Origin of the sequence: Variovorax boronicumulans NBRC 103145, from assembly GCF_001591345.1 — a bacterium.
Taxonomy (GTDB): Bacteria; Pseudomonadota; Gammaproteobacteria; order Burkholderiales; family Burkholderiaceae_C; genus Variovorax; species Variovorax boronicumulans.
Map to the genome: position 1 here is coordinate 22,439 of NZ_BCUS01000053.1, position 19,214 is coordinate 41,652.

The 19,214-nt window shown below is 69.8% G+C and carries 20 protein-coding genes; 10 read left to right on the plus strand and 10 right to left on the minus strand.

Annotation, left to right across the window (positions count from 1 at the left end; translation table 11 throughout):
- Positions 1-72: 72 nt before the first annotated feature.
- From VBO01S_RS16595 to VBO01S_RS16610, 4 genes are read left to right on the plus strand one after another with little or no spacing between them, the layout of a single operon-like run.
- A complete protein-coding gene (locus VBO01S_RS16595) occupies positions 73-900 on the plus strand; it encodes an SDR family oxidoreductase (RefSeq protein WP_062476502.1) in 828 nt (275 codons plus the stop codon).
- Positions 897-2,234 carry a flavin-containing monooxygenase gene (locus VBO01S_RS16600; protein WP_062476505.1) on the plus strand — a complete coding sequence of 446 codons (1,338 nt, stop codon included), beginning with the start codon at positions 897-899 and terminating at the stop codon, positions 2,232-2,234. Before VBO01S_RS16595 ends, VBO01S_RS16600 begins: the two co-directional genes overlap by 4 nt.
- Positions 2,235-2,260: 26 nt before the next feature.
- On the plus strand, positions 2,261-3,163 hold the full coding sequence (locus VBO01S_RS16605) for a bile acid:sodium symporter family protein (protein WP_082818169.1): 903 nt from the start codon (positions 2,261-2,263) through the stop codon (positions 3,161-3,163).
- Positions 3,160-4,158: an SDR family oxidoreductase gene (locus VBO01S_RS16610; RefSeq protein WP_062476552.1), complete on the plus strand. Its 999-nt coding sequence runs from the start codon at positions 3,160-3,162 to the stop codon at positions 4,156-4,158. The genes VBO01S_RS16605 and VBO01S_RS16610 overlap by 4 nt, the downstream gene beginning before the upstream one ends.
- Here the strand turns inward: VBO01S_RS16610 and VBO01S_RS16615 are convergent.
- Complete coding sequence (locus VBO01S_RS16615) at positions 4,145-5,056, minus strand: LysR family transcriptional regulator (RefSeq protein WP_062476555.1); 912 nt, start codon at positions 5,054-5,056, stop codon at positions 4,145-4,147. The two genes, VBO01S_RS16610 and VBO01S_RS16615, sit on opposite strands and share 14 nt — an antisense overlap.
- Before the next feature lie 101 nt (positions 5,057-5,157).
- On the opposite strand from VBO01S_RS16615, the gene VBO01S_RS16620 reads away from it, so the two are divergent.
- The gene (locus VBO01S_RS16620) at positions 5,158-5,919 is read left to right on the plus strand and encodes a sulfite exporter TauE/SafE family protein (protein WP_062476507.1); all 762 of its coding nucleotides are present in this window, start codon (positions 5,158-5,160) and stop codon (positions 5,917-5,919) included.
- A 12-nt stretch (positions 5,920-5,931) separates the two neighbouring features.
- Here the strand turns inward: VBO01S_RS16620 and VBO01S_RS16625 are convergent, their stop codons facing one another.
- From VBO01S_RS16625 to VBO01S_RS16650, 6 genes are all read right to left on the minus strand, one after another.
- On the minus strand, positions 5,932-6,423 hold the full coding sequence (locus VBO01S_RS16625) for an NUDIX domain-containing protein (protein WP_062476510.1): 492 nt from the start codon (positions 6,421-6,423) through the stop codon (positions 5,932-5,934).
- Positions 6,424-6,436: 13 nt separating this feature from the next.
- On the minus strand, positions 6,437-6,886 hold the full coding sequence (locus VBO01S_RS16630) for a GatB/YqeY domain-containing protein (RefSeq protein ID WP_062476513.1): 450 nt from the start codon (positions 6,884-6,886) through the stop codon (positions 6,437-6,439).
- A gap of 111 nt (positions 6,887-6,997) precedes the next feature.
- Positions 6,998-7,210, minus strand: a complete 213-nt coding sequence (gene rpsU / locus VBO01S_RS16635; protein ID WP_007833691.1) for a 30S ribosomal protein S21 — start codon at positions 7,208-7,210, stop codon at positions 6,998-7,000.
- A gap of 110 nt (positions 7,211-7,320) precedes the next feature.
- The gene (locus VBO01S_RS16640) at positions 7,321-8,547 is read right to left on the minus strand and encodes a BaiN/RdsA family NAD(P)/FAD-dependent oxidoreductase (RefSeq protein ID WP_062476516.1); all 1,227 of its coding nucleotides are present in this window, start codon (positions 8,545-8,547) and stop codon (positions 7,321-7,323) included.
- The gene (locus tag VBO01S_RS16645; protein ID WP_157627379.1) at positions 8,544-9,329 is read right to left on the minus strand and encodes a YaeF family permuted papain-like enzyme; all 786 of its coding nucleotides are present in this window, start codon (positions 9,327-9,329) and stop codon (positions 8,544-8,546) included. Before VBO01S_RS16645 ends, VBO01S_RS16640 begins: the two co-directional genes overlap by 4 nt.
- Positions 9,330-9,331: 2 nt before the next feature.
- Positions 9,332-10,456: a sterol desaturase family protein gene (locus tag VBO01S_RS16650; protein ID WP_062476522.1), complete on the minus strand. Its 1,125-nt coding sequence runs from the start codon at positions 10,454-10,456 to the stop codon at positions 9,332-9,334.
- An 81-nt stretch (positions 10,457-10,537) separates the two neighbouring features.
- Between VBO01S_RS16650 and VBO01S_RS16655 the strand changes: the two genes are divergently transcribed.
- The 5 genes from VBO01S_RS16655 to VBO01S_RS16675 all read left to right on the plus strand — a co-directional run bounded on the left by VBO01S_RS16655 (position 10,538) and on the right by VBO01S_RS16675 (position 17,216).
- On the plus strand, positions 10,538-10,924 hold the full coding sequence (locus VBO01S_RS16655; protein ID WP_062476525.1) for a hypothetical protein: 387 nt from the start codon (positions 10,538-10,540) through the stop codon (positions 10,922-10,924).
- A 76-nt stretch (positions 10,925-11,000) separates the two neighbouring features.
- Positions 11,001-12,233, plus strand: coding sequence for a TolC family protein (locus VBO01S_RS16660; RefSeq protein ID WP_062476528.1), 1,233 nt, complete (start codon positions 11,001-11,003; stop codon positions 12,231-12,233).
- Entirely contained in the window at positions 12,230-13,723 is a 1,494-nt protein-coding gene (locus VBO01S_RS16665) for an efflux RND transporter periplasmic adaptor subunit (protein WP_062476531.1), read from the plus strand. Before VBO01S_RS16660 ends, VBO01S_RS16665 begins: the two co-directional genes overlap by 4 nt.
- The gene (locus tag VBO01S_RS16670) at positions 13,720-16,887 is read left to right on the plus strand and encodes an efflux RND transporter permease subunit (RefSeq protein WP_062476534.1); all 3,168 of its coding nucleotides are present in this window, start codon (positions 13,720-13,722) and stop codon (positions 16,885-16,887) included. Before VBO01S_RS16665 ends, VBO01S_RS16670 begins: the two co-directional genes overlap by 4 nt.
- Entirely contained in the window at positions 16,884-17,216 is a 333-nt protein-coding gene (locus VBO01S_RS16675; RefSeq protein WP_062476537.1) for a copper-binding protein, read from the plus strand. Before VBO01S_RS16670 ends, VBO01S_RS16675 begins: the two co-directional genes overlap by 4 nt.
- Here the strand turns inward: VBO01S_RS16675 and cobA are convergent.
- From cobA to VBO01S_RS16690, 3 genes are all read right to left on the minus strand, one after another.
- Positions 17,213-18,019 carry a uroporphyrinogen-III C-methyltransferase gene (gene cobA / locus VBO01S_RS16680; RefSeq protein WP_062476540.1) on the minus strand — a complete coding sequence of 269 codons (807 nt, stop codon included), beginning with the start codon at positions 18,017-18,019 and terminating at the stop codon, positions 17,213-17,215. The genes VBO01S_RS16675 and cobA overlap by 4 nt on opposite strands.
- Positions 18,016-18,921, minus strand: coding sequence for a DNA-binding protein YbiB (gene ybiB, locus VBO01S_RS16685; RefSeq protein ID WP_062476543.1), 906 nt, complete (start codon positions 18,919-18,921; stop codon positions 18,016-18,018). Before ybiB ends, cobA begins: the two co-directional genes overlap by 4 nt.
- Before the next feature lie 47 nt (positions 18,922-18,968).
- On the minus strand, positions 18,969-19,214 hold a 246-nt coding region (locus tag VBO01S_RS16690), incomplete at its 5' end, for a (2Fe-2S)-binding protein (RefSeq protein WP_157627380.1).

The window sequence follows — 19,214 nt, forward strand, 5'->3', positions numbered from 1 at the left end:
GGGAGTGCGTTGGCAGGGCGCGGCTACAGTGGCTGCGTTTTGCCACTCGCAGCCCTGCGCGCCTCCCTGCCCATGCTCTTGCCGTTTCGCAATGTCGTTCTCACCGGTGCCTGCGGTGGCTTGGGGCAGGCGCTGGCGCGTGCGCTGATCGACGGCGGTGCGCGCGTGGCGCTGGTGGGGCTCGACACCGAACGCCTCGCCGCGCTCGCTGCCCAAGGTGAAGGGCGCTGCAAGGCCTACACGCCCGACGTGTCCGACAGCCCCGCCATGCAGGCGATGGCGGCCGACTGGATGCAGCGCTTCGGCCCGCCCGACCTCGTGATCGCCAACGCGGGCGTGGCCGGCGGCTACGACACCGCCGAGGCCGACGACCTCGCCGTGTTCCGCCGCATGCTCGAGATCAACCTGCTCGGCGCGGCCACCACCTTCCAGCCCTTCGTGCAGCCGATGCGTGAGCAGGGCCGCGGCGCGCTCGTGGGCGTGGCCAGCATCGCGGGCTGGCACGGCATGCCGGGCAACGGCGCCTATTGCGCGAGCAAGGGCGGCCTGATCCGCTATCTCGAAAGCCTGCGTGCCGAGCTGCGCGGCACGGGGCTCACGGTGCACACGGTGAGCCCGGGCTACATCCGCACCGCGCTCACGGCCGGCAACCGCTTCGCGATGCCGGGGCTGCTCGAGGCCGACGCGGCGGCGCGTCAATTGCTGGCAGGGCTCGGTGCCCGCCGCGAAAAGATCGTGCTGCCGCGGCGCATTGGCTGGCTGTCGAAAGCACTGGGCCTGTTGCCCGCGCCGCTGCACGACCGCCTGCTGCGCGGCCAGCCGCGCAAGCCGCGCGTGGGCGAGGCCGGTGCCACCGCCATTCCCGGCCTGAATTCCCAGAAAGAACCTCCCCGCCGATGACGTCTTCCGCTGCCGCCGCCACCGTTCCCACGCACGAACAGATCGCCCTCATCGGCGCCGGACCCTCGGGCCTGGCGGGCGCCCGCAATCTGCAGAAGCTCGGCGTTCCGTTCCAGGGCTTCGAGGCGCACAGCGACGTGGGCGGCCTCTGGGACATCGACAACCCGCGCTCCACGGTCTACCACTCGGCGCACCTGATCTCGAGCAAGCGCACGACCGAGTTCGCCGAGTTCCCGATGGCCGACACCGTGGCCGACTACCCGAGCCACCGCGAGCTGCGTCGCTACTTCAGCGACTTTGCCGACCGCTTCGGCTTGCGCGCGCACTTCTGCTTCGGCACGCGCGTGCTGCGCGTGGAGCCGGTGAGCGAGGCGCCCGACACGCGCTGGCGCGTGAGCGTCGAGGCGCCCGACGGCACGGTGGAAACCGACGAGTACAAGGGCGTGGTGATTGCCAACGGCACGCTCTCGGAGCCCAAGCATCCGCAGTTCGAAGGCCACTTCGACGGCGAGCTGCTGCACACCAGCAGCTACAAGCACGCCGAGCTCTTCAAGGACAAGCGCGTGCTGATCGTCGGCGCCGGCAACTCGGGCTGCGACATCGCGGTCGATGCGGTGCACTACGCGCGCAGCGTCGACATCTCGGTGCGGCGCGGCTACTACTTCGTGCCCAAGTACGTGTTCGGCAAGCCGGCCGACACGCTGGGCGGCAAGCGCCCGCTGCCGCCGTGGCTCAAGCAGAAGGTCGACGCCACCGTGCTGCAGTGGTTCACGGGCGACCCGGTGCGCTTCGGCTTTCCCAAGCCCGACTACAAGATGTACGAGTCGCACCCGGTGGTGAACTCGCTGGTGCTGCACCACGTGGGCCACGGCGACATCGGCGTGCGCGCCGACATCGCGCGGCTCGCCGGGCACACCGTGCATTTCAAGGACGGCAGCGCGCGCGACTACGACCTGATCCTCACGGCCACGGGCTATGCGCTGCACTACCCGTTCATCGACCGCGAGCTGCTCAACTGGCAGGGCATGGCGCCGCGCCTGTACCTGAACATCTTCTCGCCGCGCTTCGAGACGCTGGGCGTGCTCGGCATGATCGAGGCCAGCGGCATCGGCTGGCAGGGGCGCTACGAGCAGGCCGAGCTGCTGGCGCGCTACTTCCGCGCACAGGCCACGGGCTCGCCCAAGGCGGCGGCGCTGCGCACGGCAGTGCAGGGGCCGCCGCCCGACCTGTCGGGCGGCTTCAAGTACCTGCAGCTGGAGCGCATGGCCTACTACGTGCACAAGGACACCTACCGCGCGGCCGTGCGCCAGGCCGCTGCCGCACTGGCCGATTGATCGTCTTTCTACAAGGGGTTCCGCGCATGCTGCCTGTCGACGAGATCCGCCTGCACTTCAATCCGGCCTCGCTGGTGCTGCTCAACGTGGTGCTGGGCTTCCTGATGTTCGGCATTGCGCTGGACACGCGCATCGACGACTTCAGGCGCGTGGCGCGCATGCCCGGCGCGATGGCGGTGGGCATCGGTGCGCAGTTCGTGGTGCTGCCGGCCGTGACCTTCGTGCTCACGCTGATCCTGCAGCCAGGGCCGAGCATCGCGCTGGGCATGATCCTCGTGGCCTGCTGCCCGCCGGGCAACATCTCGCAGATCCTCACGCACCGCGCGGGCGGCAACGTGGCGCTGTCGGTGTCGATGACGGCCATTTCGAATGCGCTGTCGATCGTGGTGATGCCGCTGAACTTCGCGTTCTGGGGCGGCCTGCATCCCACGGCCTCGGTGCTGCTCAAGACCATCGCGCTCGACCCCTTCGACATGCTGGGTCACATCGTGATGATCATCGGCATTCCCTTCGTGCTGGGCGTGGCCTGCGCGCACCAGCTGCCGCGGTTCACGGCGCGCATCAAGAAGCCGGCGCGCATCCTGAGCTTCCTGGCGCTGATCGCCTTCATCGTCGGCGCCATCGCGGGCAACTGGCGCTACTTCCTCGACTACGTGGGGCTGGTGCTGATGGCCGTGGTGATCCACGACGCGCTGGCCTTCGGCACGGGCTACCTGTGCGCGCGGCTCTCGGGGCTGGGCGACTACGACCGGCGCGCGGTGGCCATCGAGGTGGGCATCCGCAACGCGGGGCTCGGGCTGGTGCTGATCTTCAGCTTCTTCGGCGGGCTCGGCGGCATGGCCGTGGTGGCCGGCGTGTGGGGCTTCTGGGACATCATCGCGGGCCTGGCGCTGGCGAGCTGGTGGGGGCGCAAGCCTGCGACGCCATGAGCGACACCTGGAAGGCGTCCGCGCGGCGCGTGCTGGTGACGGGCGGTGACGGATTCCTGGGGCGCAGCGTGCTCGCGGCATTGACCGCACAGGGTACCTTTGAAACGCTGGTGGCGCTCGACGTGCGCGAGGTGCCCGCCGAGCGGCGGCTGCCCGGCGTGATCTACCTGCAGCAGGACGTGCGCGACGACGGCATTGCCGACGTGCTCGCCGCGCACGCGATCGACACGGTGGTGCATCTCGCGTCGATCGTCACGCCCGGCAAGGACTCGAACCGCGCCTTCGAACATTCGGTCGACGTAGGCGGCACGCGCAACGTGCTCGACGCCTGCGTGGCATGCGGCGTGGGGCACATCGTGGTGTCGTCCAGTGGGGCGGCCTACGGCTACCACGCGGACAACCCGGCCTGGATCACCGAGTCGCAGCCGCTGCGCGGCAACCCGGTGTTCGCCTATGCCGACCACAAGCGGCAGGTGGAAGAGATGCTGGCCGACTGCCGCGTGCAGCATCCCGCGCTGGCGCAGACGGTGCTGCGCATCGGCACCATCCTCGGCGAGCGCGTCGACAACCAGATCACGGCGCTGTTCGAGAAGAAGCGGCTGATCGCCATCCGCGGCAGCGACAGCCCCTTCGTGTTCGTGTGGGACGAGGACGTGACCGGCGCCATCGCCCACGCGCTCGGCGGCGCACCGCCCGGCTGCTACAACCTCGCGGGCGATGGCGCGCTCACGATCCACGAGATTGCTGCGCGGCTCGGCAAGCGCGCCATCGCCTGGCCGGCCGGCGTGCTGCAGGCGGCGCTGGCCGCGGGCTCGGCATTGGGCGTGAGCCGCTACGGGCCCGAGCAACTCGACTTCCTGCGCTACCGGCCGGTGCTGCTGAACACCGCGCTGAAGACCCAGTTCGGCTACGTGCCGCGCAAGACCAGCCGCGAAGCCTTCGAGGCCTTCATCGCGGCGCGTGCGCAGCAGGGGCGGCCGGTCACTTGCGCGTAGCGTCCGCCGGCGGCGGTGGCGCGATCAGGTAGTCGAGCATGCGTCGCGCATTCAGCGGCAGGTCTTCCGACGAGCGCACGCAGGCCATGAGCGTGCGCTCGGCCCACGGATCGGCCAGCGAGGCGCGCGCGATCTTCATCGAACGGGCGCAGCGCTCGGCCGCGGTCTGCGGCACGATGCCCACGCCGATGCCGTACTCGACCATGCGGCACACGGCCTCGAAGTTGCGCACACGCACGCGGTAGGCCAGGTGCCTGGCGAGCGCGCGCACATGCCCGGTGATCAGCTGCTGCAGCGCGCTGTCGGCGGGCAGGCCGACGAACTCGCTGTCGACCACCTCGGCCAGGTGCACGCGCCGCCGGCCGGCCAGCGCGTGGCCGCGCGGCATCACGAGCACGAGGTCGTCGCGGCGGAAGGGGTGGCATTCGAGGCCGTCGCTGTCGATGGCGTCGGAGACGATGCCGATGTCGCACAGGCCGCTGCGCAGGGCCTCCACGGTGTCGGGGCTGGCGCGCTCCTCGAGGTCGACCGAGATGCGCGGATGCTCGGCCAGGAAGCGGCTCAGCACCTCGGGCAGGTGCTCGGTGAGCGCCGAGGTGCCGCACATGAAGCGCACGTGGCCCTTGAGTCCCTGGCCGTACTCGCCGAGCTCGCCGCGCAGCCGCTCCATCTGCTGCAGCACGACGCGCGCATGGTGCAGCAGCGTGCGCCCGGCCTCGGTGGGGCGCACGCCCTGTGCGTGGCGCGTGAGCAGTGGGGTGCCGAGCGCGTCTTCCATGCCGCGCACGCGCTGGCTGGCCGAGGCCAGTGTCATGTGCGAGCGGCCGGCGCCGGCCGTGAGGCTGCCGGCTTCGACGACGTGGAGAAAGAGCCGCAGGTCGGTCAGATCGAATCGCATGGTGAGGCGCAAGGTAGCACGCCAGCCTCAGCCTGTGCCTGAGGCTGGCTGCGCGAAAGCCGCATTTCCAGCCGGTGAGTCGGTCGGCAGACTTCGCGGCGATGACGATCTCCAATGAAGCGATGGGCCTGTGGGTGGCGGCTGGCGCGGTGTTCCTGCTGGCCGGCCTGATCAAGGGCGTGATCGGCCTAGGGCTGCCGACCGTGGCGATGGCGCTGCTCGCGCTGTGGATGTCGCCCGCACAGGCGGCGGCGTTGCTGATCGTGCCCTCGCTGGTCACCAACCTCTGGCAGACCGGACCGCGCACCAGCTTCGGTGCCGTGTTCCGCCGCATCGGTCGCATGCAGGCCGGCGTCGTGGTGGGCACGCTCGCCGGGGCGTGGTGGCTGGGCGTACCGGCCGGGGCCTGGGCTTCGCTGGCGCTCGGCGTGGCGCTGGTGATCTATGCGCTGTGGGGGTTGACGGGGCGGCAGCTGCACGTGAGCGACGCGCAGGCGCGCTGGCTGGGCCCCGTGGTGGGCGCTGCGACGGGGTTGGTGACGTCCGTGACCGGCGTGTTCGCGGTGCCGGCCGTGCCGTACCTGCAGGCCCTGGGTTTCCAGCGCGATGCGCTGATCCAGGCCATGGGCATCTCGTTCACCACCTCGACCGTGGTGCTGGCCCTGGGGCTGGCGGCCAACGGAAGCTACCCGGCGGCGGTGCTGGGCGGGTCGCTGGCGATGCTGGTGCCGGCGGTCGGCGGCATGGTGCTGGGCACCTGGTTGCGGCAGCGGCTGCCGGTGGCCGTGTTCCGGCGCTGCTTCTTGATCGGGCTGGCGCTGCTGGGGGCGTACATGGCGCTGCGCGCCGTCATGTCCGCCTGATCCCGTGATCGGTCAGCTGGCGGCCAGCAGGGCCGCGCGCACGCGCTCGATGGTCTGGCGGTAGGGCAGGGCGAAGTCCTCGATGGCTGCGTCGGCCTCGAGCCAGCGGAACGAGAACACCAGGCCTTCTTCTTCCGGGCTGCCCGTGGCCATGTGCTCGAAGGTCTCGGGCAGGGCGCGGTGGTCGCGCATCAGGAAGATGTGCCAGCGCTGCGGATGGCGGTGCGTGTTGCCTTCGACGCCGGCTTCGCATTCGCGCTCCAGCGTGCCCAGCGACTCCAGCCGGCCGGCGAACACCAGGCCCGACTCTTCGAGCAGCTCGCGCCGCACGGCCGCCTCGGGCGACTCGCCGGGCTCGATGGTGCCCTTGGGCAGCTGCATGTTGCCGTCTTCGGGGTGACGGAACACCAGCAGCCGGCCCTGCGCATCGACCAGGCAGGCGCAGGCCTTCGGGATCGTTGCGACGGGGGCGGCGCCGAGCGGGCTGCTGCTGCCGTTCTTCATGGCGGTGGCCGCCTCAGGCGCCCGTGAGGGCGGCCTTGACCGCGGCGCTGACCTGGCCCATGTCGGCCTTGCCGGCCAGGCGGGTCTTGACCACGCCCATCACCTTGCCCATGTCGCCGGGGCCCGAGGCGCCCAGTTCGGCCACGATGGCTTTCACCGCGGCAGCCGTTTCATCGGCGCTCATGCGCTGGGGCAGGTAGACCTCGAGCACCTTGATCTCGGCGGCTTCCTTGTCGGCCAGGTCGGCGCGGCCACCCGTGGTGAACGCGGCGATCGAGTCCTTGCGCTGCTTGACCATCTTGTCGACGATGGCCACGACCATGGCGTCGTCGAGCTCCACGCGCTCGTCGACTTCCTTTTGCTTCATGGCGGCGAGCAGCAGGCGGATGGTGGCCAGGCGCTCCGAATCCTTGGCGCGCATCGCCGTCTTCATGTCTTCGGTGATTTGTTCTTTGAGAGTCATTCTTCGCAACCTTTCGGAAAAAACAAAAGCCGCGGCAGGTTTCCCTGGCGCGGCTGGTGCAACGGGGCGCTGGCAGGGACTTTCGTCGGGGCCAGCCGCCCTGGGCGTTGCTTAGTACAGCTTCTTGGGGAGCTGCATGCTGCGCACGCGCTTGTAGTGGCGCTTGACCGCAGCTGCCTTCTTGCGCTTGCGCTCGGCCGTCGGCTTCTCGTAGAACTCGCGGGCGCGCAGGTCGGTCAGCAGGCCGAGCTTTTCGATGGTGCGCTTGAAGCGGCGCAGGGCGACGTCGAAGGGCTCGTTTTCTTTAACGCGGATGGTGGTCATTGATGAATCGTTGAAATGGATTTGGCCGGGGGAGATCGAGGCCCCAAGCCGGGGTTCCTCAACTGAAAACTTTTTGCGGCCGTTGAGGGAAGGCCAGAGTTAGCCCGCGATTATAGCGCGGTTGCGCACGCATGTGCGCTCGCCCACGCCCATTGGAAGTTGTATCCGCCCAACCAGCCGGTCACATCGACCACTTCGCCGATGAAATACAGGCCCGGCTGCTTCGATTCCATGGTTTGTGACGACAGATCGCGCGTGTCGACGCCGCCCGCCGTCACCTCGGCCTTCTTGTAGCCCTCGGTGCCGCTGGGGGTGATCTGCCAGCGGGTGATGCGCTCGGACAGCGCCGCCAGCGCCTTGTCGGTCGCTTCGTTGACCGGGCGCTGCAGGGCCGGGTCTTCGCCGACCCAGGCGTCGGCCAGCCGCGAGGGCACCAGCGCGGCCAGTTCGTTGGCGATGCGCTTCTTCGAGCGCCGCTTGGCGTCGGACAGCGACTCGGCCACGTCCATGCCGGGTGCGAAGTCGAGCGTCAGCGGGGCGCCGGGCTTCCAGTAGCTCGAGATCTGCAGCACCGCCGGGCCCGACAAGCCGCGGTGGGTGAACAGCAGGTCTTCCAGGAAGGCCATCTTGTCCTTCTTGCCGCCGGTCTCGATGCGCACCGGCAGCGCCAGCCCGGCCAGGCCGGCGTAGGGCGCCCAGGCGTCGCCGCCGAAGGTCAGCGGCACCAGCGCCGGGCGGGGCGCGACCAGCCGCAGGCCGAACTGCTCGGCGAGCCGGTAGCCGAAGTCGCTTGCACCAATCTGGGGAATCGACAGGCCGCCGGTGGCCACCACGAGCTTGGGCGCGTCGATCGGGCCGCGCGTGCTACTGATTTGGTAGCGACCGTCGACAAAGGCGATGTCGCCGAGCTTGCACGGCTGCCAGCGCTCGACGTTGCCGGCGGCGCACTCGGCCAGCAGCATGTCGACGATCTGCTGCGAGGAGCCGTCGCAGAACAGCTGGCCCTTGTGCTTCTCGTGGTACGCGATGCCGTGGCGCTGCACCATGTCGATGAACTGCTGCGGCGCGTAGCGCGAGAGCGCCGAGCGGCAGAAATTCGGGTTGTCGCCGACGAAATGGCGCTGCGGGGCGCGCACGTCGAGGTCGCGGTTGGTGAAGTTGGCGCGGCCGCCGCCCGAGATGCGGATCTTTTCGCCGACCTTCTCGCTGTGGTCGACCAGCAGCACGCGCAGGCCGCGCTGGCCCGCCAGTGCGGCGCAAAAGAGACCTGCTGCGCCGGCGCCGACGACAACGACGTCAAAGGAAGAAGAGGGAGAGGAAGAAGAAGGAGAGCTCAAGCGGGTCCGTCCGCCGCCAGCACCGGCGGCGGGTTGTATTTGAGGTGGCCCACGTAGCGCAGCGGCTGCGTGGCGGCGATCGAGGGCACGTCGCCTTCGCGCATGTGGAGCAGGTCGGCGGGGCTTACCCAGCGCGGGTCGGCGTCGGTGATCGGCACGCCGGCCTGGCGGTAGGCCTCCAGCACGAACTGGGAGCAGAAGAACTGGTCGTTGCGGCTGGCGCCCAGCTGCACCGTGGCCAGGCCGCTGATGCAGTACGCGCTGACGGCCGAGGGAATCAGCGGCAGCTCGCACAGCCGGCGGTTCAGTACGAAGGGCGCGTTCAGCAGCACGCCGGCGGTGTTGTAGCGGGTGCCGACCTGTGAATGCGCCCACTCGCGCATCTTCTCGACGTCGGCCTCGACGAGGCCCGGCACGCGGAAGGCCACGACCATCTGCTCTTCGTCGACCACCTCGGCCAGCGGCCGCGCGCGCACGCCGGTGCCCACGGCCTCAGCGATCTGCCCGTCGCCCAGGTACAGCACGGCATGGCTCACGGGCGAGAAGGTGCCCAGGCGGATGCCGAAGGAGTTCACCGTTGCGATCGAGGTCAGCAGGATGTCACCGGGCGCCAGCACCTCGGCGCCGATCAGCTCGCCGCCGTTGCCGGGGGCGATCACCGAGCTCTGCACACGCAGGCGCAGGCCCGAGGTTTCGGAGGGCATCTCGATGCGCGTGGCGCAGGCCGAGAGCAAGAGCGGCAGCGCCGCGGCGAGCGCCGCAGCGCGAAGAAGGGAGGCCATGGTCATCCCTTCCAGACGAACGGGAACTTCAACTGCTTGAAGAAGCCGTTGGGCACGTAGTCGCCCAGCACGCCGTACTTCTCGGGCCAGAGCTTGGTACTCTTCACGGCCGTGCCGAAGAGGTAGTCGAGGAAGGCGTAGTGCGCCGCGTAGTTCTTGTCGAGTGCCTCGATGTCCTGGCTGTGGTGCCAGTGGTGAAAGTTGGGCGTCACGATGAGGTAGCGCAGCGGCCCCAGGCGCACGCTCACGTTGCAGTGGTTGAACACCGCCTGGAAGCCGACCACCACGATGTAGGCGTCGATCACGTCCTTGCTGAAACCCAGCACGTAGATCGGCGCGAGCACCAGCGTGCGCGTGATCAGCAGCTCCAGGATGTGCTGGCGCGAGCCCGCCATCCAGTCCATGCTCTTCACGCTGTGGTGCACGGCGTGCAGGCGCCACAGCACCGGGACCTCGTGGTACGCGCGGTGCGTCCAGTACTGCACGAGGTCGGCCACGAGAATGATCAGCAGGATGCCGGCCCAGAACGGCAGGTTGCCCACCCAGCCGCGGATGCCGTCGTTGGCGGCCCAGCCGAAGAGCTTGTGCACCATGAGGTTGGTGGCCAGCAGCACGAAGCCCACGATCATGTGGTTCACCACGAAGTGGTGGAAATCGGTCTGCCACTCTTCGCGGAACACGGGTTGATCTTTGCGCAGTGCAAAGAGCTTCTCGATGAAGATGAAGATCAGCGACGAACCCAGCAGGTCGAGGATGAACCAATCGAGCCCGATGTACGGCGTGTGGTCCGCGAAGTCGTGCACCGGCACCTTGTGCCCGCCCAGCAGCGCCGACACCACCACCAGCAGGAACGCGGCCGACGAGAGCCAGCGCGAGCGGTTGAAGATGATGTTGACCAGCGAGAGCCCGCCCGCAATGACCAGCGCGGTGAGCAAGATGACGCGCATCACGTCGACGTTGTAGCTCTTGCGCAGCTCGGGCGTCGTCAGGTACTGCGGGAAGTGAAAGGCCAGCACGCCCAGGAAGCACAGGGCGGCGAGGCTGAAGGCAATGGTGCCCGTGACCAGCCCGCGCCCGCGGCGCAGCTCGCCGTGGCTTTCGGTGAATTCGTTGAGTTTGTCGAGCATCCCTGCCTCTTCCTTCTTGTTCGTTGGGCCGGGCGGGATTTTAGGCGGCGCCCGGACGGCGGCGCTACACTGCGCCTCCTCATGGCCCGCCGCTCCCTTCGTCGCTGCACGACCGCGATTTTCGTGGTCCTGTCGCTGCTGTTCTCGCAGTTGGCGCTGGCAGGCTATGTCTGCCCCGGCACGTCGGACAGCCCGGGTTCGATGGCCGACATGATGGCGTCGGGCGAGCCCTGCGAGGGCATGGACATGGCCCAGCCGGTGCTGTGCTTCCAGCACGCCGCCGACCTGTCGCTGTCCTTCGAGCCGGTGAAGCTGGCCACGCCCTCGCTGCCGGCCATCGTGCAGCTCGTGGTGATGCCGCTGGTGCTGGCGTCGGAAGGCCATGTCCTTCCGCCGCAGGCCGTGCCGGAGCGGCAGCATCCACCGCCCGATCCCGTTTTTCTCGCCACGCGCCGACTGCGCGTCTGACATCTCCGTCGACTGACCGGTGCTGGTGCGGCGCGTCCGCCTGCCAGCGATTCGCTCGTTCGTTTGCGGAGTTTTCATGTTCATTTCCTTTTCGCGCGCGGCCGCCTGGGCTGCCGCATTGCTGCCGTACCTGGCGACGGCGGCCCCCTTATCTCTTGATGCAGCGCTGGAGCTTGCGGCCCGGCGTTCCGAAGCCACCCGCGCCGCCCGTGCCGGCGTCGCCAGTGCCACGGCGGCGGCCTCCGCGGCCCCGCAGCTTCCCGACCCCACGTTGCGCATCGGCGTCGACAACCTGCCCGCGACGGGCGCGGATCGTTTCCACACCACGCGCGACTCGATGACGATGAAGCGCATCGGCATCAGCCAGGAATGGCTGTCCGCCGACAAGCGCGCTGCGCGGCAGGCCGCCGCCGAGGCGTCGGTCGGGCTGGAGGCGGTGCGGGTGCAGGCTGCCGTGGCCGACACCCGCAGGCAGGCCGCGCTCGCCTACGTCGACGCCTTCTACGTCGGCGAGAGCGTCAAGCTCGCACGGCGCATGGAGCACCACGCGCACGAAGAACTGGAGGCCTCGCGCGCACGCCTGTCATCGGCCGGGGGAAGCAGCCAGGATGTGCTGGCGCTGGCCGGCGCCAGGGGCATCGCGGAAGACGAGACGGCCGACCTCCTGCAGCAGCTGGAAGCCGCCAGCGTCGCCTTCCAGCGCTGGGTCGGCGTACCGCCCCACGAACTGCAGTCTCCGGGCGCCATCGCCGCGCCCTCCGAAGCGGCCTATGTGGCCGCGCACCCCACGGTCGCGGCCCTGCGGCGCGATGTCGACGTGGCCAGGCAGACGGCGGCCGTCACCGCCTCCAACCGCAAGCCGAACTGGACCTGGGAGCTCGCCTACGGCCAGCGCACCGGCTACGCCGACATGGTGTCGGTGGGCCTGAGCATTCCTCTGCCCGTGGCGCCCGGCGAGCGGCAGGATCGGGACACCGCCGCCAAGCTGGCCTTGGTCGAGAAAGCCGAGGCCGATCTGGCCGAAGTCACCCGGGCCGCGACCGCCGAGTACCAGGCGCTGCGCAGCGATGCGCAACGCCTGCAGCAACGCATCGACCGCTACCGCACGGGCGTGGTCGTTCCGGCCGGCCAGAGAACCGCGGCCGCAACGGCGGCCTACCGCTCCAACCAGGGCAGCCTCGTCACGCTGTTCGAGGCGCGCCATGCCGAAGTGGAAGTGCAGCGCAAGCTGCTGACGCTGCAGCGCGACCTGGCCAGAACCCACGTCCAACTGGCCTTCCGGCCGCTCACCACCGAGGGGGCCCCATGAACCGTACACGCACGATCGGCGCAGCGTTGCTGGCCGCCCTGTTGCTCGGCGCAGGCGCCTTCTACCTGGGGCGCACGACAGCCCCGTCCACGGAGGCGTCGGCGACCACGCCGTCCACCTCGGACGGCCGCAAGGTCCTCTACTGGCACGACCCCATGGTGCCCGGCCCGCGCTTCGACAAGCCCGGCAAGTCGCCCTTCATGGACATGCAGCTGGTGCCGATGTACGCCGACAGCACCACCGGCACGGGCAGTGCAGGCGGCGTGCAGGTGAGCCCCACGGTCCAGCAGAACCTCGGCATCCGGTATGCCGGCGTGCGGCGCGCGGAAGTCTCCGAGTCCTTCGACGCGGTCGGTGCCGTGCAGTTCGACGAGCGCCTCAATGTCGTCGTGCAGACGCGCGTGGCGGGCTACGTCGAGCGCCTGTCGGTCCGCGCGCCGATGGAGCGCGTGCGCAAGGGGCAGGCGTTGGCGACGGTCTTCGCGCCTGAATGGCTCGGGCCGCAGAACGAATGGCTGGCCCTCAAGCGCTCGGGCGTTTCCGCCGACCTCGTTGCGGCCGCGCGTGATCGCATGCGGGCCCTGTCCATCCCCGCCGAGCTCATCCGCCGCAGCGAGGAAACCGGCACGGCGCAGGCGCGCTACGTGCTCACCGCGCCGTCCGACGGTGTGGTGGCCGAGCTGGGCGTGCGCGAAGGTGTCGCGGTCACGCCCGGCATGACACTGTTCCGCATCGCGGGCCTGGAGAAGGTCTGGGCAGTGGCCGAGATTCCGGAAGCACAGGCCGTGCGGCTCGCACGCGGCCAGAAGGTCAGGGCGGTCCTCCAGGCCGATGCGGCCCAGTCGTTCGACGGCACGCTCGACGAGATCCTGCCCGAGGTCAACGCAGCCACCCGCACCCTGAAGGCCCGCTTCGAGGTCAACAACAGCAACGGGAAGCTCACGCCCGGGATGCTGCTGCGCCTGCAGGTGACGGGGCCCGCCAGCACCCGGCTGGTCGTGCCGTCCGAAGCCGTCATCCGCACCGGCAAGCGCGCGGTCGTCATCGTGCGCAAGGCCGACGGCGCGTTCGAGCCGCGCGACGTGTCGACTGGCGCGGACCTCGGCGACGACACCGAAGTCTTCTCCGGCCTGAATGAAGGCGAGCAGGTGGTGGCCAGCGGCCAGTTCCTCATCGACTCGGAGGCCCGGCTGCGGTCGGTGCTGGGCAGCATGGCATCGCCTGCGGTCACGGCCGCAGCGCCGGCTGCCGTGCTGCACCAGGCCGAAGGCAAGGTGGAAAGCGTGGCGCCCGACGGCCTCACGATCTCGCACGGCCCTGTCGCCACGCTCAAGTGGCCGCCGATGACGATGGGCTTTGCGAAGGCATCACCCGAGGCGTTCCCGGACATCCAGCCCGGCGACATGGTCCGCTTCGAATTCAAGGAAGGCGGCCCCACGGGCTACGAGCTGGTCTCCGTGCAACGCATGCCACAGGGCGCCAAGCGATGATCGCCGCCGTCATCCGCTGGTCGATCGGCAACCGCTTCCTGGTGCTGATCGCGACCCTGTTCCTGGTGGCCGCGGGGTGGTGGTCGGTGGTGCGCACGCCGCTCGATGCGCTGCCCGACCTGTCGGACACGCAGGTCATCATCCGCACGCCTTTCCCCGGCAAGGCGCCCCAGGTGGTCGAAGACCTCGTCACTTACCCGCTGACCACCACCATGCTCAGCGTGCCCGGCGCCAAGACGGTGCGCGGCTACTCATTCTTCGGCGACTCGTTCGTCTACGTGCTGTTCGACGACAAGACCGATCCCTACTGGGCGCGCTCGCGCGTCGTCGAGTACCTGAACCAGGTGCAGGGCCGGTTGCCCGCCGGCGCGAACGCCTCGCTGGGCCCCGATGCCACGGGCGTGGGCTGGGTTTACGAGTACGCGCTGGTCGACCGCACCGGCACGCGCGACATCGGGCAGCTGCGCGCACTGAACGACTGGTTCCTCAAGTTCGAACTGAAGACCGTGCCCGACGTGGCCGAGGTCGCCAGCATCGGCGGCATGGTGCGCCAGTACCAGGTGGTGCTCGACCCCGACCGCGTGCGCGCGCTGGGCATCACGCAGCAGGCGGTCGTGGCGGCGCTGCAGAAGGCCAACCAGGCCTCGGGCGGCTCGGTCGTGGAGCTCGCCGAGGCCGAGTACATGGTGCGTTCGCGCGGCTACCTGCGTTCGCTGGACGACTTCCGCACCATCCCGCTGACCGTGACGGGCGCCACGCCGGTGCTGCTGCGCGACGTGGCCACCGTCCAGATCGGCCCCGAGATGCGCCGCGGCATCGCCGAGCTCGACGGCGAAGGCGAGGTGGCCGGCGGCGTGATCGTCATGCGCTCGGGCAAGAACGCGCGCTCCACCATCGAGGCCGTCAAGACGAAGCTCGATGCGCTCAAGCCCGGCCTCCCGCCGGGCGTCGAGATCGTGCCGACCTACGACCGCTCGTTGCTCATCGACCGCGCTGTCGACAACCTGCGCGGCAAGCTGATTGAAGAGTTCATCGTGGTGGCGCTGGTCTGCGCGGTCTTCCTGTTCCACCTGCGCTCGGCGCTGGTGGCGGTGGTGGCCTTGCCGATCGGCGTGCTCGCGGCCTTCATCGTGATGCACTGGCAGGGCGTCAACGCCAACATCATGTCGCTGGGCGGCATCGCGATCGCCATCGGGGCGATGGTGGACGGGGCGATCGTGATGGTCGAGAACGTGCACAAGCACATCGAGGCCTTCGAGACGACGCAGGGCCGGCAGCCGACGGTGGTGGAGCGGTGGCAGCTCGTCGCCGATGCGTCGGTGGAGGTCGGGCCGGCGCTGTTCTTCTCGCTGCTGGTGATCACGCTGTCCTTCGTGCCCGTGTTCTCGCTCGAGGCGCAGGAAGGGCGGCTGTTCTCGCCGCTGGCCTTCACCAAGACCTATGCGATGGCCGCGGCGGCGGGCCTGTCGGTGACGTTGATTCCGGTGCTCATGGGCTACCTGATCCGGGGGCGCATCCCCCACGAAGCAGCCAACCCCGTGAACCATTTGCTGATGGCGGTGTACAGGCCCGCGCTGGAACTGGTGCTGCGTTTTCCCAAGGGGACGCTGGCCGTCGCCGCGGTGCTGCTGGCGCTCACCGTGGTGCCGCTGATGCGCCTGGGCGGCGAGTTCATGCCGCCGCTGGACGAAGGCGATCTGCTCTACATGCCGTCGGCGCTGCCGGGGCTGTCGGTGTCGAAGGCCGCCGAGCTTCTGCAGCAGACCGACCGCCTCATCAAGACCGTGCCCGAGGTCGCGCGCGTGTTCGGCAAGGCCGGCCGCGCGGACACCGCGACCGACCCGGCGCCGCTCGAGATGTTCGAGACCACCATCCAGTTCAAGCCGAAGCGCGAGTGGCGCGCCGGCATGACGCCCGACAGGCTGGTCGAGGAACTCGATCGCGCCGTCAAGGTGCCGGGCCTGACCAACGTGTGGGTGCCGCCCATCCGCAACCGCATCGACATGCTGGCCACGGGCATCAAGAGCCCGGTCGGCATCAAGGTGGCGGGGGCGGACCTGGCCACGATCGATGCGCTCACCACGCAGATCGAGGCGGCGGTGAAGGGCGTGCCCGGCGTGTCGTCGGCGCTGGCGGAGCGGCTCACCGGCGGGCGCTACATCGACGTCGATGTCGACCGGCTCGCTGCCGCGCGCTACGGCCTCTCGGTGGCGGACGTGCAGGCCGTGGTGTCCACGGCCATCGGCGGCGAGAACGTGGGCGAAGTGATCCAGGGCCGTGAGCGCTACCCGATCAACGTGCGCTACCCGCGCGAGATCCGCGATTCGCTGGAGCGGCTGCGGCAGTTGCCCTTCGTGACCGACAAGGGCGCGCAGCTTCTGCTGGGCGATGTCGCGCGCATCACCATCGAAGACGGCCCGCCGATGCTGCGCAGCGAGAACGCGCGGCTGTCGGGCTGGGTCTACGTCGACGTGCGCGGGCGCGACCTGCGCTCCGCCGTCCACGACATGCAGGCCGCCGTCGACCAGGCCGTGAAGATGCCCGCGGGCTATGCGGTGTCATGGTCCGGCCAGTTCGAGTACCTGGCGCGCGCGACCGAACGGCTGAAGCTGGTCGTGCCGGCCACGCTGGCGGTGATCTTCGTGCTGCTGTACCTGCTGTTCCGCTCGTTCGCCGATGCGGCGCTCGTGATGGCGGCCGTGCCGTTCTCGCTCGTCGGCGGCTTCTGGCTCATCTGGGCGCTGGGCCATTCGATCTCGGTGGCCACGGCGGTCGGCTTCATCGCGTTGGCCGGCGTGGCGGCCGAGTTCGGCGTGGTGATGCTGGTCTATCTGAAGAACGCGCTGGCGCGGCGCCTCGACGCCGGCGAGCCGATGAACGACGAGACGCTCCTGGCCGCGATCCGCGAAGGCGCCGTGCTGCGCGTGCGGCCCAAGGCCATGACCGTGGCCGTCGTGATGGCCGGGCTGCTGCCCATCCTGTGGGGCAGCGGCACCGGCTCGGAGGTCATGACCCGCATTGCCGCGCCCATGGTGGGCGGCATGGTCACCGCGCCGCTGCTGAGCATGCTGGTCGTGCCCGCGGCCTGGTATCTGTTGCGCCGCCGCGCCCCTTTGTCGCCTGCTGTTTCCAACCACTCATCCCACCAAGGAGCCACCCCATGAACTTCCTCCATCCCCTTGCCTTCGCACTGATCGCCGGCCTGGCCGGTGCCGCCCAGGCCCAGGCGCCGAAGAGCGAGCCTCCGCCCGCGAAGGCGTCCGCGCCGGGCATGCTGACCGATGCGGTGGTCCAGAAGATCGATCCGGCCCGCGGCCTGATCGTGTTGAAGCACGGCGACATCCCGAATCTCGCGATGCCGCCGATGACGATGGGTTTCGATGTGGCCGAGAAGCAGATGCTCGAACAGGTCAAGCCCGGCGACAAGGTCCGGTTCCATGTCGAGGTGGTGAAGGGCAAGCCGACCGTCACGCACCTCGAAGCTGCGCGCTAGGTCCCGAACCGGCCGGCGTCGCCCGGCTGCAGCGCGGCCGCGGCCAGCCCCTGCAGCACGTCGCCCACCACGATCACCGCCGGGCTGGCCAGCCCGGCCTCGGCGATGCGGGCCTGCAGGCCCTGCAGCGTGGTCACGAGGTGGCGCTGGTGCGGCAGGCTCGCGTGCTGCACCACGGCCACGGGCGTGTCGCCCGGCAGGCCGTGCAGCAGTTCGCGCTCGATGTGGCCGGCGCCCGAGACGCCCATGTAGATCACGAGCGTCAGGCGCGCGTTGTGCGCCGTGGCGGCCAGCGCGCGCCAGTCGGTCGGGTCTTCGGCCGCGCCGGCGCCGGTCTTGGCGTGGCCGGTGACGAAGACCACGCCCTGCGCATGGTCGCGGTGGGTGAGCGGGACGCCCAGCGAGGTCACGGCGGCCAGGCCGGCGGTGATGCCGTTGACCACCGCGCATTCGATGCCGGCCTCGCGCAGGTGCTCCACCTCTTCGCCGCCGCGCCCGAAGATGAACGGGTCGCCGCCCTTGAGGCGCACCACGGTCTCGCCCTCGCGCACGGCCGTGATCATCAGCCGCTCGATGAAGGCCTGCGGCGTGCTCTTGCAGCCGCCGCGCTTGCCCACGTGCACGATGCGCGCACCGGGCCGGGCGTAGGCCTGGAGCACGGCGTCGTTCACGAGGTCGTCGACCAGCAGCACCGTGGCGGCCTGGATCGCCTTGACGGCCTTGACGGTCAGCAGCTCGGGGTCGCCGGGGCCGGCGCCTACCAGCGTGCAGCGGCCGGTGATGAGGGTGGAAGGGGTGTTCATGCGTGGGAGGCCAGTTCGGTGATGTGCCTGACTTGCGTCGCGATGGCTTCGGGCACGGGAAGCTCGCCGGCCAGCACGCGCCGCGTGTAGGCGGCCGTGGTGGCGACGTCGATTTCTTTCGGCAGGCCGGGCACGTCGGCGGCGGTGCCGGCGGCCTGGGCCTGGAGTTCGCTGCGCACGCCGCGCACGAAGCCGTCGATCTGCGCGGTGCGGCGCGGGTCGGACACCACCTCGCCTTCGAGGCCGCGCGAGAGCAGGGCGGTCATGCCCGTGAGCTCGAAGGTCTCGCCCATCGTGCGGGCGTATTCGGGGTGCGTGTAGCTGGCCACCACCACGCAGGGGCCGGTGGTCGGGCGCATGAGCTTGACCACGCTGTGGCCGGGGTTGCGCAGGCCCACCACGCGGCGCACGTCGAGCAGGCGCTTGAGCGCGGGGTTCAGCAGCTCGGTCGGGGCAAAGCCCACCTGGCCGGCGGCCAGGGGGGTGAGCGTGGTCATCGGGGGCATGTCCAGGGCTGAAAGCACGTTCGATGCCAGTACGCGCGAGGTTTCGCTCGCGCTGCCGTGCACCAGCACCGCCAGGCCTTCGCGCGCCAGCAGCAGCGCCAGGAGCGGCGTGAGCACCGGCAGCTTGCGCGCGCCGTTGTAGCTGGGCAGCACGATCAGCGGGCCGCCGCGGGTCGTCACGGGGTTCAGGCGCGCATGCGTGGCGTCGAGAAAACCGGCCATCTCCTCGGGCGTCTCGCCCTTGATGCGCATGGCCAGGCAGAAGCCGCCGATCTCCAGATCGGTGACCGTGCCGTCCAGCACCTGGCCGAACAGGTCGCAGGCCTGCTCGCGCGTGAGCGGACGGGCGCCCCGCGCGCCGCGGCCGATTTCCTTGATGTAGTGGCTGATTCCCATGGGTAGGCGGATTGTCCCGCAACGCTTATGCCGGAATGTGAGTCGGCTTATGCCCCCACGGCCAGTGCTTCGGCCGGGGTGGCCCGCACCATGCGCTTGAGTTCCGGCACGCACGACCCGCAGTTCGTGCCGCACTTCAGCGCCCCCTGCAGCGCCGCCAGCCGTTCGTCGGCGCTGCCGGTGCAGCGCACCAGCTCGGCCTCGATGGCGCGGTCGGTCACGTTGAAGCAGGCGCACACCGGCTTGCCGCGCGACTGCACGGCCACCGGCGCGCGGGCGCCCGGCGACAGCAG

Bases quoted from the DNA above. Each gene is read 5' to 3' on its own strand.
- VBO01S_RS16595 (WP_062476502.1), top strand. From the start codon at position 73: ATGCTCTTGCCGTTTCGCAATGTCGTTCTCACCGGTGCCTGCGGTGGC.
- VBO01S_RS16600 (WP_062476505.1), top strand. From the start codon at position 897: ATGACGTCTTCCGCTGCCGCCGCCACCGTTCCCACGCACGAACAGATC.
- VBO01S_RS16605 (WP_082818169.1), top strand. From the start codon at position 2,261: ATGCTGCCTGTCGACGAGATCCGCCTGCACTTCAATCCGGCCTCGCTG.
- VBO01S_RS16610 (WP_062476552.1), top strand. From the start codon at position 3,160: ATGAGCGACACCTGGAAGGCGTCCGCGCGGCGCGTGCTGGTGACGGGC.
- VBO01S_RS16615 (WP_062476555.1), bottom strand. From the start codon at position 5,056: ATGCGATTCGATCTGACCGACCTGCGGCTCTTTCTCCACGTCGTCGAA.
- VBO01S_RS16620 (WP_062476507.1), top strand. From the start codon at position 5,158: ATGACGATCTCCAATGAAGCGATGGGCCTGTGGGTGGCGGCTGGCGCG.
- VBO01S_RS16625 (WP_062476510.1), bottom strand. From the start codon at position 6,423: ATGAAGAACGGCAGCAGCAGCCCGCTCGGCGCCGCCCCCGTCGCAACG.
- VBO01S_RS16630 (WP_062476513.1), bottom strand. From the start codon at position 6,886: ATGACTCTCAAAGAACAAATCACCGAAGACATGAAGACGGCGATGCGC.
- rpsU (WP_007833691.1), bottom strand. From the start codon at position 7,210: ATGACCACCATCCGCGTTAAAGAAAACGAGCCCTTCGACGTCGCCCTG.
- VBO01S_RS16645 (WP_157627379.1), bottom strand. From the start codon at position 9,329: ATGGCCTCCCTTCTTCGCGCTGCGGCGCTCGCCGCGGCGCTGCCGCTC.
- VBO01S_RS16650 (WP_062476522.1), bottom strand. From the start codon at position 10,456: ATGCTCGACAAACTCAACGAATTCACCGAAAGCCACGGCGAGCTGCGC.
- VBO01S_RS16655 (WP_062476525.1), top strand. From the start codon at position 10,538: ATGGCCCGCCGCTCCCTTCGTCGCTGCACGACCGCGATTTTCGTGGTC.
- VBO01S_RS16660 (WP_062476528.1), top strand. From the start codon at position 11,001: ATGTTCATTTCCTTTTCGCGCGCGGCCGCCTGGGCTGCCGCATTGCTG.
- VBO01S_RS16665 (WP_062476531.1), top strand. From the start codon at position 12,230: ATGAACCGTACACGCACGATCGGCGCAGCGTTGCTGGCCGCCCTGTTG.
- VBO01S_RS16670 (WP_062476534.1), top strand. From the start codon at position 13,720: ATGATCGCCGCCGTCATCCGCTGGTCGATCGGCAACCGCTTCCTGGTG.
- VBO01S_RS16675 (WP_062476537.1), top strand. From the start codon at position 16,884: ATGAACTTCCTCCATCCCCTTGCCTTCGCACTGATCGCCGGCCTGGCC.
- cobA (WP_062476540.1), bottom strand. From the start codon at position 18,019: ATGAACACCCCTTCCACCCTCATCACCGGCCGCTGCACGCTGGTAGGC.
- ybiB (WP_062476543.1), bottom strand. From the start codon at position 18,921: ATGGGAATCAGCCACTACATCAAGGAAATCGGCCGCGGCGCGCGGGGC.